The organism is Pseudomonas sp. 05N434 (assembly GCF_056396965.1).
This window is the reverse complement of sequence record NZ_JBFTMK010000180.1, coordinates 1-15,548: the sequence shown is the minus strand read 5'-3', so window position 1 is coordinate 15,548 and position 15,548 is coordinate 1. Positions and strand designations below refer to the sequence as shown.

At 57.9% G+C, this 15,548-nt stretch carries 7 protein-coding genes; 6 read left to right on the top strand and 1 reads right to left on the bottom strand.

Translation table 11 applies throughout. The annotated features are described in order from the left end of the window. A partial coding sequence (locus tag AC1DLB_RS13710) for an NAD(P)/FAD-dependent oxidoreductase (protein WP_477785127.1) occupies window positions 1-1,274 on the top strand: 1,274 nt, incomplete at its 5' end. Between the two features lie 317 nt (window positions 1,275-1,591). After that, window positions 1,592-2,140 carry a cupin domain-containing protein gene (locus AC1DLB_RS13705; protein ID WP_477785126.1) on the top strand — a complete coding sequence of 183 codons (549 nt, stop codon included), beginning with the start codon at window positions 1,592-1,594 and terminating at the stop codon, window positions 2,138-2,140. Window positions 2,141-2,255: 115 nt separating this feature from the next. Here the strand turns inward: AC1DLB_RS13705 and AC1DLB_RS13700 are convergent, their stop codons facing one another. Then, complete coding sequence (locus AC1DLB_RS13700) at window positions 2,256-4,076, bottom strand: di-heme-cytochrome C peroxidase (protein ID WP_477785125.1); 1,821 nt, start codon at window positions 4,074-4,076, stop codon at window positions 2,256-2,258. 387 nt (window positions 4,077-4,463) lie between these two features. Here AC1DLB_RS13700 and AC1DLB_RS13695 point away from each other — a divergent pair, with 387 nt between their 5' ends. From AC1DLB_RS13695 to AC1DLB_RS13680, 4 genes are read left to right on the top strand one after another with little or no spacing between them, the layout of a single operon-like run. Then, the gene (locus AC1DLB_RS13695) at window positions 4,464-6,170 is read left to right on the top strand and encodes a ShlB/FhaC/HecB family hemolysin secretion/activation protein (RefSeq protein ID WP_477785124.1); all 1,707 of its coding nucleotides are present in this window, start codon (window positions 4,464-4,466) and stop codon (window positions 6,168-6,170) included. 24 nt (window positions 6,171-6,194) lie between these two features. Next, window positions 6,195-11,684 carry a two-partner secretion domain-containing protein gene (locus AC1DLB_RS13690; RefSeq protein ID WP_477785123.1) on the top strand — a complete coding sequence of 1,830 codons (5,490 nt, stop codon included), beginning with the start codon at window positions 6,195-6,197 and terminating at the stop codon, window positions 11,682-11,684. Between the two features lie 40 nt (window positions 11,685-11,724). Then, window positions 11,725-14,763, top strand: coding sequence for a DUF637 domain-containing protein (locus AC1DLB_RS13685; protein ID WP_477785128.1), 3,039 nt, complete (start codon window positions 11,725-11,727; stop codon window positions 14,761-14,763). Window positions 14,764-14,816: 53 nt separating this feature from the next. Then, entirely contained in the window at window positions 14,817-15,275 is a 459-nt protein-coding gene (locus tag AC1DLB_RS13680; protein ID WP_225603015.1) for a hypothetical protein, read from the top strand. Window positions 15,276-15,548 lie beyond the last annotated feature (273 nt).

The following is a 15,548-nucleotide window of genomic DNA, read 5'->3' as shown; positions in this document are numbered from 1 at the left end:
CCCATGTAAACAGCTACTACGCCGCAACCCGCAACCAGACCGGCGATTACCCGATTCTTGAAGAATTGGTGGAATGCGACGTCTGCGTGATCGGCGCTGGCTACACCGGCCTGTCCTCGGCGCTGTTCCTCAGCGAAGCGGGCTATAGCGTAACGGTACTGGAAGCCGCCAAAGTCGGCTTCGGCGCCAGCGGTCGCAACGGCGGCCAACTGGTCAACTCCTACAGCCGCGACGTCGATGTGATCGAAGAGCGCTACGGCGACAAGACCGCCGAAGTCCTTGGTAGCATGATCTTCGAAGGCGCCGACATCATCCGTTCGCGCATCAAGGAGTACGACATCAAATGCGATTACCGCCCCGGCGGCATCTTCGCAGCGCTGAACAAGAAGCAACTCAACGGCCTGGCCGAGCAGAAGCGTAACTGGGAACGCTACGGCAACAACAACCTGAAAATGCTCGACGCCTCGGACATCCAGCGCGAAGTCGGTTGCGACAACTACGTCGGCGGCTTGCTGGACATGCAGGGCGGCCACATCCACCCGCTGAACCTGGCCCTCGGCGAAGCCGCTGCGATCATTCGCCTGGGCGGCAAAATCTACGAACAATCCGCCGCCGTGGACATCTCCTACGGCGAGCCAATCACCGTGCGCACCGCCAAAGGCGTGGTGCGGGCCAAGTACCTGCTGATCGCCGGCAACGCCTACCTGCCGCAAGACCTCGACAACCGCGTGACCCGCAAAAGCATGCCCTGCGGTTCGCAAATCGTCGTCACCGAGCCGTTGTCGGAGAAGGTCGCCCGCAGCCTGATCACCAATAACTACTGCGTCGAAGACTGCAATTACCTGCTCGACTACTACCGCCTCACCGCCGACAACCGCCTGCTGTACGGCGGCGGCGTGGTCTACGGCGCCCGCGAGCCGGACGACATCGAACAACTGATCCGCCCGAAGATCCTCAAGACCTTCCCGCAATTGAAGGACGTGAAAATCGACTACCGCTGGACCGGCAACTTCCTGCTGACCATGTCGCGCATGCCGCAATTCGGCCGCATCGAGAAAAACGCCTACTACATGCAAGGCTACAGCGGCCACGGCGTCACCTGCTCGCACCTGGCCGGCAAACTGATCTCGGAAATGATTCGCGGCGACGCCGAACGCTTCGACGCCTTCGCCTCCCTGCCACACATGCCGATGCTCGGCGGCCGCACTTTCCAGGCCCCACTCACCGCCATGGGCGCGGCGTATTACGCCTTGCGAGACCGCTTCGGCATCTAGGTTGAACCTGCCGGCGGTCTCCGCCGGCCAAGGCTACGCATCATGTATCTGATACGCCGCGTGGGCAGGTTTTGGGGCCGCTTCGCGACCCAACAGGGGCAAGCCCCCTCGCCACAGTTTCTAAACCAGAACTGACTGACATCAGAAGCCGACAGCTTTTTTGCCAGCCGTTTATCGAACCTGCTGAGCAACACCCACAAACGTGATTTAATACCCGCCTTCCACGGTTCCGGGACGGGAAACGGCGTAATCCGCGGCCACCAGTCGCCCGCCACCCACCCCCATTACCCCTTAAGTAGTTCTCACATAAGGCTGTCATGGACACGGGCTCACGACTCAAATTAGTACGCGAAAGCTACAAACTGTCCCAGCGCGAGCTGGCCCGGCGTAGCGGCGTCACCAATGCCACCATCTCCCTGATCGAACAGAATCGCGTCAGTCCCTCCGTCAGCTCCCTCAAAAAACTGCTCGAAGGCATCCCCATGTCCTTGGCGGACTTCTTTACCTTTGATCAGCCGCCACGCGAGCATCAGTACGTGTTTCGCGCCAATGAACAGCCAGATCTCGGGCGTCATGGGCTGCGGTTGTTGCTGATTGGCGCTTCGGTGCCGAGTCGGCAGATGCGGCTGTTGCGCGAGCAGTACGCGCCTGGGGCGAGTTCGGGGGAAGAGCYGATTGTGCACGCTGAAGGGGAGGAGTGTGGGCTGGTTACCCGTGGCACGGTTGAGTTGACGGTGGATGGGCAGATTAGTGTGTTGAATGCCGGGGATGGGTATTACTTCCCGACGACGTTGCCGCATCGGTTTCGCAATATTGGGGCGGATGAGGCTGAAATCATCAGCGCCAACACCCCGGCTAACTTCTGATACCTGAAGCAGACATTAAACCTGTAACTACCTCCGGCGGGGCGACCACTACTTTCGGTCGCCCCTACCAGCGATTACCACTCCATGCCTCAGGTGAGGGCGTCCGCGACGCCGTTCAAAGTGACTTCAAGTAGTCGAGAAGCTGTGACCGTTGGATGTCATTGAGCTTGCCCACGCCATAGTCATGGCCTGCGTTGCTATTGCCCTCAAGCTTGGTGTCGAAAAGAAACCAGTTCTTGTCCGATTTCTCGGTCTTGAATCCAACTTTTTTGTCATCGAACTCATTGGTCCCTGTATAAAAAGTCGAGGGGCGCTGGTGGGGTGGCAGGAGAAGGTCGTTGAGGGTCGGTACAGAGCCGTTATGCAAATAGGGAGCGGTGGCCCAGATGCCGGTCAGGGGTCTTGCTTTATAGGCGAGAAGAGGAACGGTAGAGCTGGCACGGTAGCAGTTGTATAGCCGTAGCGCTTTCTCATCCAAACGACTGAACAGGGCACGGTCCTTGAAGCCAGGGACTTTTTGAGGTTTGGTATCTATACCAAGCAATCCATCGAAAGCCAGTTCGGCGACATCGCGTCCTTTACCCAGTAATGTCTCCAGGACGGTCACACCCAGCATGTTGTAGAGCAGGTCATTTGACTTGATGGTTCCTGATTTATCGACTTTGGAATAACCCGTCAACACTCCCGCATCCGCTTTAAATTGATAGGCATTGCACGCCATCCAGGGATCCGTGCCAATGGTCGAGTCTTGTGGGCTCTGGGCATTGAAATTGTCATTCGCAGAGATTGGAATCATGACCGCTGTGATGGCCGTGGTGAGATCGTCTCTAACAATATGGGTATGGCAGCCGGAACAATTGTCCTTAAACAATTTGGCGCCAAGCGCAAGGTCGTTTGGCAACTGCCCAGGCCACCGCGGAGGCTTCAGGCTATAAAGAGAACGCTCTAGAACATCCAGATTTTTCACATTCACACTGGAGACAAACCCTGCCTTGGCCGCAGATTCTTTAACCGGTCGAACGTCGGCGAACACACCGATGGCCTCTCCAGCATTACGCCCCAGACCTCCAGCATCCAGGCCGCCGTCATTTTTAATCGAAGGGAGTTGGTCTTTACTGACCATTCCGTTCCATTGGAGGACGTTGTGTTGATGCGTATTCCAGAGAAATGGATAACTCACCGGCGCATCAGAGGGGTTAGGGGTAGGCGGTTTCGCTTGGGTGRCTTGACTGATTTTGTTGAGAATGTGGCCCACGGCATCAAGGCGACCTGGGCCATATTGCAGATCTGTGGCATTCAGTGTCTCGTTTTGGGCATAAAACGCATTCAAGCTATCCAGGGATTTTTTCAACCGTTGGCGATTCCCTTTCGACAGATCATCACCCAGGACGCTCTTTGCAAAGCGTTCAAATTTTTCAGGGTCGGAAGCCGTTTTGCTCAAGGCCTCTCTAAAATATTTAAAGAAATTTTGAAAGTCGGCGTTCGTTGGCCCGCCATTGATCACAAGATTCTGCTCTTCAAATTTGATCTGAGCCGTGTGACAAGCAGAACAGTTCATCCCCACCCACGGTTCTCTCGACCCTTGTCCAAAAAACCAGCGGAGTTTCGTGAAAGACAACTTGCTGTCGTGACTGTCATCCAAAACGAAACCCATCGGCAACGTAAAGCGCTTACCGTTATAAGACGGACGATAAGGCGTGTAACCGTAGGCGGAGATCGTTTTGTCACTCATGAACTTCTCCTCTGAACCAGGCTCTTCCAATGCAAGCGCCCAGGAGAGAGGGAGAATTCTCGATCCTTGTGAAAGTTCAAGCCAATTGGACTGGGTGGTGTCACTCCATCCCTGATCCAGAATGTCGGCAGCCTGAGCCATGGAATGAGCGCCGAAAAACAACAATGCAGCGCAGGCAAACGGGGGGGCTTTTAACGTGTTCATCAGATTCCCTTCTATTTGTAATTCCTGTTGAGACCCATCACGTTGGTAGCCAATAGCTACCAGCCATGAGTGTAGCCACAAAAAATACGGCTCTTTAATTTTGTTCCATGTCCCGTACCCGGACAGAGCCCGGGTTGTTCATTACGTAAAAAAGACCTTGCCGTTTGGCACTCGGCTTTTTCTCTGCGGACTACAGCGCCTTGGTGTTGTGAGCATTTTTCTACACCACATCAGGAAACGTCCTGCGCTCTCATCGGAAGCGCCCGATTTAGCCATTACAAGTCATCCCTTAACCTCCTCGAATGAATCCATTCATTGACGTCAAAATAGTGGCCATCTAATATCGCGCCACTATTGTGCTATCAGTCTCCATTCGAGGGATCGAACATGTATCCACCCGCCCTCGTGGCGAGGTTGTGCCTGGCTTTGCTGTGCCTTTCTCCGCTGAATCTTGCTCACGCTGCCCCCACCCCCGGTGAAACCGATCTGATCCGCGAACGTCAGGATCGCTTGCTCGACGAGCAGCGTCGGCGTCTCGAGGAGCTCAAGGAATTACCCGGCAAGGCAGCCAAACCCGCGCCTGCGACGGCCCCGGCCGACGCCCGTTGTTTCCCCATCAAGGACATCGAGCTCAAAGGCGCCGACAGTCTTTCGGACGGCGAGAAAAATCGCCTGCTCAAGCCTTACATCGGTCAGTGCCTGGGCGTTACACAGCTCAACGAGTTGCTGAAAGTCATCACCGATCACTACATCGAAAAAGGCCTGGTCACCAGCCGTGCCTACTTGCCGCAGCAGGACTTGTCCGGCGGGCATTTGAAGGTGCTGGTGGTCGAGGGCCGGCTCGAAGGGTTGAAGGGCGCGGAGGGCAGCCAGCTGTCGGAGCGCGAACTGGGGATGGCTTTCCCCGGCCAGAGCGGGGAGCTGGTCAATCTGCGGGAAATCGAGCAGATGGTGGATCAGCTCAACCGCTTGCCGTCGAATCAGGCGCAGATGGAGTTGTCCCCGGGCAAGAACGTCGGTGGCAGCGAGGTGCTGGTCAAGAACACCCCGCAGAAGCCGTGGCGTGTCGGGTTGTCGCGCAGTAACGACGGCCAGCGCAGCACCGGCGAACAGCAGTGGGGCACGACGTTTGACTGGGACAGCCCGCTGGRCCTGGCCGATCAGTTGATGCTGCGCGGCGGTCATGATGCGGTGAGCGATCACCTGCACACCTCCAACAACGCGCTGCTCAATTACAGCGTGCCGTGGGGCTGGTGGAACTTCAGTTACACCTACAGCCAGAGCGAGTACCGCTCGCAAGCCCAGGCCAACGGTTTCAATTTCAAGCAGACCGGCGACAGCGAAAACCATCAGTTGCGCGCCGAGCGGGTGATCCATCGCGACGCCCTGAGCAAGACCTCCCTCAGCACCGGCCTGTCGTACCTGCGCACCAACAACTTCATCGAAGACAGCAAGCTCAAGCTGAGCAGCAACCGCATCAGCGAAGCGCAGTTCGGCATCAACCACGGTCGGCGGGTCGGCAGTGCCTTCGTCAACCTCGACCTGGGCATGCAACAAGGCATCGGCGCGTTCGACGCCCAGGGTAACGGCGATCCGGGCCCCGGCGAGCCGAACGCGCGTTACCGCAAATACACCGCCACCGCGAGTTATCTGCAGCCGTTCAAGCTGTGGGGCGAGTCCTTCAGTTTCAGCAGCCTGATGACCGGCCAGCGCAGTGAAGACGTGCTGTTCAGCCCGCAACGCACCAGCCTCGGCGGGCAGTCGTCGATCCGTGGCTATAAGGACCAGTCGTTGTCCGGTGACAGCGGCGGCTACTGGCGCAACGAACTGCGCTGGAGCCATCCGATCACTTTGGAATGGCTGCGCCCGGTGTTCGCCGAGTACGGCACCAGCCTCGGTTACGACCAGGGCGTGATCCGTGGCGACCGCTATAACGGCGATCAGCACGGGCGCATGTCCAGCAACTCGGTCGAGTTGTTCGCCCGAGGTCAGCACCTGGCCGCCAGCGTGACCTTTGCCCATTCCCTGGAACGTCCGGACACCCTGACCGAGCGCGAAGCGCCGATCTATTTCCGCCTGGATATCTTCCTCTAATTTCGCTGCATCGGGACCTTTCACATGGACGTTCGCCACTACGCTTTTCTCGCTCGCCAACCTTCTGCCGCCGTGAAAACCCGCGAGCACTTCCTGGGCATGCCCAAGCGCGGACTGGCGTTCCTGTTGGCCAACGTGATGTTCTGGCAACCGATGTGGGCGCAGGCCGATGGCATCGTCGTGGCTACACCGGGCACCAGCCTCGGTCAGGCGGGCAATGGCGTGCCGATCATCCAGATCGCCACCCCCAACGGCACCGGTCTGTCGCATAACCAGTTTCAGGATTACAACGTCGGCACCCAAGGCGTCATCCTCAACAACGTCGCCGCGCAGACCGGCGCGACGCAACTGGGCGGCATCATCGTCGGCAACCCCAACCTGACCAACCGGGCCGCGGCGCAAACCATCCTCAACGAAGTCGTCGGTGGCAGCCCGAGCCAGTTGCGCGGTTACACCGAAGTGGCGGGGCAATCGGCGCGGGTCATCGTCGCCAACCCCTACGGCATCAGCTGCAACGGTTGCGGTTTCATCAACACGCCACGCGTGACGTTGACCACCGGCAAACCGGTGCTCGACAACGGTCGACTGGATCGCTTTCAGGTCGATCAGGGCAGCGTCACGATTGATGGCGCCGGGCTCAATGCCAACAACGTCGACAGCTTCGAAATCATCACCCGCAGCGCGAAGATCAACGCCGAGATTCAGGCGAAAAACCTGACCATCGTCGCCGGTCGCAACGACGTCAATGCCGACAACCTCAACGCCACCGCCCGCGCCGATGACGGCAGCGCCAAGCCGCAACTGGCCATCGACTCATCGGCCTTGGGCGGGATGTACGCCGGGGCGATCAAACTGGTCGGCACCGAGGCCGGGGTCGGGGTGAAACTCGATGGCAACCTCGCGGCCAGTGGTGGCGATATTCAGATCGATGCCAATGGCCATCTGAGCCTGGCGCAGACTTCTGCTGCCGGTGCGGTGAATGTCAAAGCCGCCAGCCTTGATGCCCAAGGCCCGGTTTATGCCGGCACCTCCGTCAACGTACAAACCCAAGGCAACCTGACAAACCAGCAAACCCTTGCGGCGCGAGACAGCATCGTTCTGAGTGCCGGTGGTGTGCTGACCAACAACAGCATCATCGAAGCCGGGGTCAATGCTGACACCAGCCGTAACGCCACGGGTGATGTGAGCCTGAGCGCGCAGAATCTCAACAACAGCGGCAAAAGCGTGGTTGCCAGTCGCAATCTCACCGCGAATACCGCGCAGACCCTGACTAACCAGGGCGGTACGCTGAGCGCCGGGCAAACCGCCAACATCACCGCCGGGACCCTGGATAACCAGAACAAAGGTCGGGTGTTGAGTAACGGCAGTCTCAATCTCGCGGCCAATCAGGTCCTCAATGGCAATGGTCTGATTACCAGTACCGGTAATCTCAACGCCACCCTTGGTTATCTGAACAATCGCGCTGGCGAACTCTCGAGCCTGGCCGCCGCGACGTTGCGCATGGCGACTCTGGATAACGTGGCAGGGCTGGTGAACGCCGGTCAGGCCTTGAGCATCACCGCCACGGCGACGGTGAATAATCAGGGCGGCAAACTCACCAGCCTCGACGCCCTGAGCCTCAATGCCGGCAAGGTCGATAACAGCAGCGGGGGCCGGATTGCCAGCAACAAAGCGCTGACCGCCAGTGTCGCCAGTCTCGATCAGCATGATGGTGGGCAGCTCACCAGCGCTACGTCGTTGGCGCTGGATCTGAATCACGGCGAGCTGAACAACCAGAACGGTTTGATTAACGCCCCGTTGCTGGTGCTAAAAAACCTCGCGCAAGTGGACAACCGCAACGGCGAAATTTCCAGTGCCCAAGCGTTCACGCTGGCGGCCGACAGCCTCGACAACAGCAACGGCAAACTGCTCGGCAACCAGGCCGTGACCCTGCGCGTGCAGCAGTCCCTGACCAACGTCAAAGGCGTGGTCGCGGCGCAAAGCGTCGATGTACAGGCCGGAAGCCTGAACAACAACGAGGGCACCCTTACCAGCCGCACCAATCTCGATCTTCGGGTTACCGGCCAGCTCGATAACCAGGACAAGGGGCTGATCAACGCCACCCAAAACCTGAACATCAACGCGGCGAGTTTGAACAATCAGAACGGCGGCTCGTTGCTCGGCAGCGCCATTACCATCGACTTCAGCGGCGCCATGGGCGACCTGAACAACGCCAACGGCCTGATCACCACCACCGGTCAACTGAGCATCCGCAACCTGCGGGACTTGAACAACCGCAGCGGTGAACTCTCCAGCAGCCAAAGCTACACGCTGAAGGGTCGCAACCTGGACAACAGCGACGGCAAACTCATCAGCCGTCAGCAACTGGACCTCACCGCCGATACCACCACTAACCTCCATGGACTGATTTCCGGTTGGCAAAGCCTGAGACTTCTAGGCGGCAGCCTCGACAACCGTAATGAGGGCACCTTGTCGAGCCGCGACGGTGACGTGCTGGTGGACCTCACCGGCGCTGTGCGTAACAGCAACGCAGGCGCTCTGGTCAGTAACGGCACGTTGAAGGTCACGGCGGCCAGCCTCGACAACAGCGACAACGGCATTCTTTCCAGTGCCGGTGCGCAAACTTTCGTCATTGCCGGAACACTGAATAACGCCCAGGGTGGTTTGATCGACAGCGGCGCCGCTCTGGATATCCAGGCCCAAACCCTCAGCAACGCCAATGCAACCATCAATGCCCAGCAGGACATCAGCTTCACCGGTACCGATCTGAACAACAGCGCCGGTACCTTCGCGGGCAAGGGCGCGATCACCCTCGATCTGCTCGGCACCCTGACCAATACCAGCGGCAAACTGGCGAGCAACGGCCCGCTGGTGATTCAGCGCACGCAGCAGGTCGACAACCAGGGCGGCCAGCTTGCAAGCCAGGCTTTGCTGAGCCTGTTGACCGGTGGCCTCGATAACCGCAATGGCGGCACTGTCGCGGCCAGTGAATTGTTGACGATCACGGCCAGTGGCGTCGTACAGAACAGCGCCAACGGTCAGATCTTCAGCAGCAACGCCGGCCTGACACTCAACGCCGCCAGCATCGACAACGCCAAGGGCACCCTGCAAAGCCAGGGCGACCTGACGGTGAAAACCGGCGGCGCCATCGATAACCAGAGCGGGCGCATCGTTGCCAAGGGCGGCAACCTCGACATCACCGCCGCCAGCCTCGACAGCCGTGGCGGTGTGCTCTCCAGCCTGCAAGGCGCCTTCAGCAGCCATATCACTGGCGTACTGCGCAACGGCTATGACCTGAACAATAACCGTCAGGGCGGGGTCATTCAGGCCCAGAGCATGAACCGCGACAACGACGGGCAGATCGGCGGGCAACAGATCGACCTGAGCCTGCGCGGTGCATTGAACAACCGCCTGGGCATCATCGAAAGTGAAAGCACGCTGACCATCACCGCCGCCAGCCTCGACAACCAGACCGGTCAACTTCGCGCACTGGGCGACAATGGTAAAACCGCGTTCTCCATCGGGGGCCTGTTCGACAACCGCAATGGCACCGTGGAATCCGCCAACACCAACCTGACCCTCACTGCCGGTAGTTTGCTGAACGTCAGCGGCAACGTGCTGCACGTCGGTACCGGTATTTTCGACATCGCCACCGGTCAACTCGGCAGCGCCGGCGGCACCTTCGTCACCCGTGGCAGCCTGACGCTCAACGCCGACAGCTGGACCAACAGCAGCGTGATCCAGGCCGATCGCCTGACCGTCAACGTCAACAGCCTCAATCAGACATCCGGCGGCCAATTGTTGGCGGTCAGCCAATTGACCGGCAACGGCGGCAATTGGAATAACGATGGCTTGATCGCCAGCGATGGCAAACTCAATCTGACCCTCTGGGGCAACTACAGCGGCAATGGTCGCACCAGCAGCCTCGGTGATCTGACACTCAAAGCCAATCAACTGACCCTCAACGCGGCGACCAGCATCGCCGGTGGTGGCAACACCACGGTTAACATCAATGGCGAGTTGAACAACCAGGGCCGTTTGACCTCCAGCGGCGACCTGATCATCAGCGCCGCCAACCTTAACAACTACGGCACGATCGGTTCCGGTAAAGACCTGACCCTCACCACCGGCGCACTGCTCAACAGCCGCGGCCTGATTTCCAGCGGCGGCGATATGCGGCTGCTGCTGTCCAGCTTCACCAACGCCTATGGCCAGGTCTATGGCCTGAGCAACGTGCATATCGGCCGGGACCGCGACAGCGGCAAGGCCGACTTGCTGGACAACCGTTCCGGCGATATCTACAGCGCGCAGGACCTGACCATCAATGCCCTGACCGTGAACAACGTACGGGACATTCTGGAATACACCGCGCATGAGAAAAGCTCGGTGGTTATCACCGAGCTGGATTGCAATCTGATCCCGATTGCGGGGTGCGACTTCCGCAGCGGTTCGCGTCGTAACGGCCATTGGGAGATTGCCGAGACCGACCGCCTAAAGGTCTCTGACAGCAGCGAGGCTGCGAGTCTGACCAGCGGCGGCGACATGACGATCAACGCTCAGGCGTTGAACAACACCAGCAGCACCATCGCGTCCACAGGCAACATCACCGTCACTGCCGACACGATCAATAACACCGGCCTGCAAGAGCAGGACATCATCACCAAGCGCACATTCTGGAACTACGTCGACCAAATCTTCGCCACGGTGCCCGCGGCGGCGGCTTTCAACGATAAAAACAGTCCGACACCCTCGGCCACTGTCGAGTCGGATCTGAGCTATTTCATCAGCCTGCTGGGCGGCGGCATGCTGACCGAAAGCACCACCACGGTAGCGGGCTCCGGCAGTTCCTATGATGCGGTGATCCAGGCCGGCGGCAACATTTCACTCAACGCGACGCAAACCATCGACAACAGTGTGGTGCGTCCTTATTACAGCTACGTCGCTGGTGGAAAGACCAACACTGACACGGGGGCCGGCAACGGCTACTCCACGCCGGTAACTATCAACGCGCAACTGTCGCCGGATCTGGCCCAGCAACAAGTCAACCCGCTCACGCTTCCCGGCTTCAACCTGCCCACCAGCCAGAACGGTCTGTTCCGTCTGAGCCAGGAAGGCAGCAGCGCCCCGACCTCGACCGGCCCGCAGAGCTGGACGCTTAGCGGCGGCAAAGTCACCGCCGGTGCATCGTCTACGCCGGTCACCCTCAACCGGCGTCACCCTCACCGCACAGCAAGTCGCGGCCCTGACCCACGACATCGTCTGGCTCGAAGAACACGAAGTGAACGGCGAAAAAGTCCTGGTGCCGGTGCTGTACCTGGCCAACGCCAACAACCGCCTCGCCGCCAACGGCGCGTTGATCCAGGGCAGCGACGTGACCCTGATCGCGGGCAAAGACCTGAACAACGCCGGCACCCTGCGCGCCAGCCAGAACCTGGAGGCGACGGCCAAAAAAGACCTGGTCAGCAGCGGGTTGGTGGAGGCGGGAGAGCGGTTGGACTTGCTCGCCACCAATAATTTGACCAACAAGGCGGGGGGGATCATTGCCGGGCGGGACGTGACGCTCAAGGCCACGAACGGCGACGTCGTCAACGAACGCACGGTGACCTCCCACGACAGCAGCGTCGGCGACTACAGCCATGCGCGCGACTTCGTGGACAGCGCCGCCCGCATCGAGGCCGCCAACAAACTGGTGATCAACGCCGGGCGCGACGTCCTGAATACCGGTGGTGTATTGAAAAGCGGTGGCGACATGACCATCGATGCCACGCGCGACGTCAGCATCACTGCTGTGGAAGAGCGCCACTCCGACAGCCGTACCGACTTCCTCGACTCAACCCTCACCCAGCACGGCGCCAGCGTCAGCGCGGGCGGTGGCCTGACGGTCAATTCCGGCGGCGACGTGACCGTGGTGGCGAGCAAGCTCGACGCCAAGGGCGACGTGACGATAGACGCCAAGGGCGACCTGCTGTTCGCCACCGCCGCCGACGAACAACACAGCTACTTCAAGGACAAAAAAGAAACCCGGCAGGAAGACCACGTCAGCCAGATCGGCACCACGCTGGAGGCCGGCGGCAAACTCACCCTCAAGTCCGGCAAGGACATGACCCTGATCGCCAGCGACATCAGCGCCGGCAAAGAAGCCTACCTGCACGCCGACGGCGACCTGCAACTGCTGGCCGCGCAGGATCGCGACTACACGCTGTACGACATGAAAAAAAGCGGCAGCTGGGGCAGTAAAAAGACCCAGCACGATGAAGTGACGCAGATCACCCACATTGGTACGCAGATCAAGTCCGGTGGTGACCTGACGTTGTCCAGTGGTGGGGATCAGCGGTATCAGGTGGCGAAGCTCAATAGTGATCAGGACATCATTCTCGACAGTGGTGGAAACATCACGTTTGAAGGTGTGAAGGACCTGCATGACGAGAGCCATACCAAGAGTGATGGCGACGCCTTCTGGACCTCATCGAAAGGCAAGGGCAACACCGACGAGACATTGCGCCAGACCCAGATGATTGCCAAAGGCAACATCACGATCAAGGCCGTCGAAGGTCTGCGAATCGACCTCAAAGAGGTGAATCAGCAAAGCGTTAGCCAGACCATTGATGCGATGGTCAAAGCAGACCCGCAACTGGCCTGGCTGAAGCAAGCCGAAGCACGGGGCGATGTGGACTGGAGGCAGGTCAAGGAGATTCATGAGTCGTTCAAGTATGAAACCTCAGGGCTTGGGCCGGCTTCTCAGCTCATCATTGCGATTGTCATGGCCGCTATTGTCGGCCCCGCCGCGCTGAGCGCTTTTGCCAGCATGGGGACTATCGGAGCCGCAGGCCTTGCCGCGGTGGCTACGGGTGCTGCGACGAATGCGACGACCAGTTTTATTAACAATGGTGGGAATCTTGGGGCGGCATTCAAGGATGTGACGTCCTCGGATGCGCTTAAAGGCTATGTGATATCGGGTGTGACGGCCGGTTTAACGGCTGGTGTCTTTGACGGCATTTTGAAAACAACGACTAACCCGGTAACAGGGAAAGTAGTCACTGACCTCAGCAGCCTGGAGGGGATTGGTCGGTTTGCCGGTAATCAGATATTACAAGGCGAAACATCAGCGCTACTGAGTAAGGCTCTTGGGCAAGGTGGGAGTGCTAGTGACGCGCTGAAAACGGCGCTATTCAACACTTTGGCGGCAGCTAGCTTCAATGCGGTGGGTGACTACACGAAAGGAGTCTTTGACGACGGCTCTGCGCAAAAAATCGCTATACACGCAATGGTGGGCGGGTTGCTGGCTGAAGTGACCGGCGGGGACTTCAAGACTGGAGCCCTGGCGGCGGGGGCGAATGAAGCGCTAGTCGGTGTGCTGGATAATCTGGTCAAAGGTAATGACAACCTGCTAACGATGAGTTCTCAGATCGTTGGAGTCTTGGCCGCCACGGCACAGAAAGACGTTGATGCGAGCAAGCTGGAGAAGGCTGCGTGGATTGCAAAGAATGCTTCGCAATACAACAGACAGTTGCATAGGGAAGATCACGAACTCGCCGAACAATTGGCTGCGCGCAGTGGTGGAAAGTACACCGTTGAACAGATCGAAGAACAGCTGAGGCTCTCTGGTGTTAGTGGTACTGACATTCAACCAGGCTCCGACATGGTTGCCACCAAGGATGGCATCTACGACCCTTCGGCAAAATGGGTGGACCTGGGTAACGGCCAATACGTTCAGCAGTTAGCAAAGCTCGACCTGGATCTCGTAGCCTATATCCGAGCGTCGACCAGCAACTATACTTGGGCGGCTTTCCCCGTTGCTCCTGATCATGACTGGAGCAAAACACCGAATGTCAGTGACGAGATTCGTGATCGTCTCTCGGGCCGGGTGCTTGATGCTCAAGGTGGTTTCCGCTCGCCTGTTCTGATCGATGGAGAGGCGTTCAACCCACACTTCCTGCCTTGTGGTGACGCTTCGTGTGTTGCAAACGGTGCCGGCATTGACCTGAAGGATCCAGAAACTCAGCGCTGGATCAGTGCGGGGAACGCGAAGGCGGCAAAAGATGCCCTGGCAGTCGGGTCGCTCGTGCCTTTGCCAATGGCGTGGGTTGGTAAGGTTCTGGGATCTGTTTTTGGAAAAGGGGTTGCGAGCGAGGCGATAGGTGGGGGAAGCTCGGCTGTAGCGAAAGGCTTGGGAGAAGTAGGGGGTGCAAAAGACGTTGTAAATGCCGTGGAGGGTGTTCCTGGTCGTGTACAGTCTCGTATAAACGTTGCTAACGGTCGTGCAGAAACCACGCCTCTGCGGGACAATGGCAATCCAGTATCTGCGGGGTTCGACCATGTTCTTGATGGCCATTTCGGTAGAGAAATCTCCAACTCGCGTTCAGTATTTACGATTGCTCCAAATGAACTGAAAGGGATTTTGCAGAGCAGTGATGTCGTGAAGTCTCCGGTTTTGGCACTGCCAGATGGTCAGTTTGTAAGAACAGTTGATGTGGGACGAGTGATTGGCACTACTACGCTGAAGGATGGAGGAGCCCCCACTTCTGTGATAAAAGTGTTTACCGACAAAGCCGGTAACCTGATCACAACCTTTCCGGTTAAGGCGGGCAATTGATGCGATCTCTCTCTCCGAAAGTCTGGCACGAGCTGCAATCAGCTGTTACGCGCATGAGTGATAAGTCCTCACTGAGGAATATTCTTGACGTAATCCTTTTGTGGTTGCGGCGCAATTATGAATGCTTTTCTGTTGAGCCGTTCTCGATCTATAATTTTTATGAACTTTCCCATATAGATGAGAAGTTGATGCCTGTAGAGTTTTCTACTTTTAAACTTAGCGAATTAGCTCACCTTAAAAAAGTAATTTTACGCTACAAGTCCAAAGACGTAGAAGCTATCGCGCGCTTTTTGCGCGATACAATAGAAGAGTTGGTTACTATTGAGATTGATGAACAATGTCCTAGGTGTGAGTCTCATGGTATGCGCATTTTTGTAGGAAAACAGAACGGATTATTGGCTTTTCAGTGTAATGTCTGTGGTCACGCCCATTACTCAGACGGATCTAAAGTCGAGGTAGGTGGATTGGACTTTGTACGCGAGGTTAGGTTGCGAGAGCTTGGCCTGATTTAATGGTGCAAAAGGTACTTCTGCGGCTACGGGCAATGCTGACTTTTACGTCACGCCACAAGGAACTGCTGGAAAAACGAAAAACGGGGACAGACCACGTTTATCCTGAGAATGGCAGAGAATGGGGGCAGACTACGTTTTTCTGTGTCGCACTTTAGCGATCTGAAATAGTGTGAAATAGATAGGGAGATTGTTTTTCATAGAATTGACTAAGCTATTGGCATCATTAATTGTGAACGGATTCACCATATGCCACGCAGAGCACGTCTCTTGATG

What these genes read in the sequence shown, in the direction of transcription:
- AC1DLB_RS13690 (WP_477785123.1), top strand. Translation starts at nt 6,195, where the DNA reads ATGGACGTTCGCCACTACGCTTTTCTCGCTCGCCAACCTTCTGCCGCC.
- AC1DLB_RS13680 (WP_225603015.1), top strand. Translation starts at nt 14,817, where the DNA reads ATGAGTGATAAGTCCTCACTGAGGAATATTCTTGACGTAATCCTTTTG.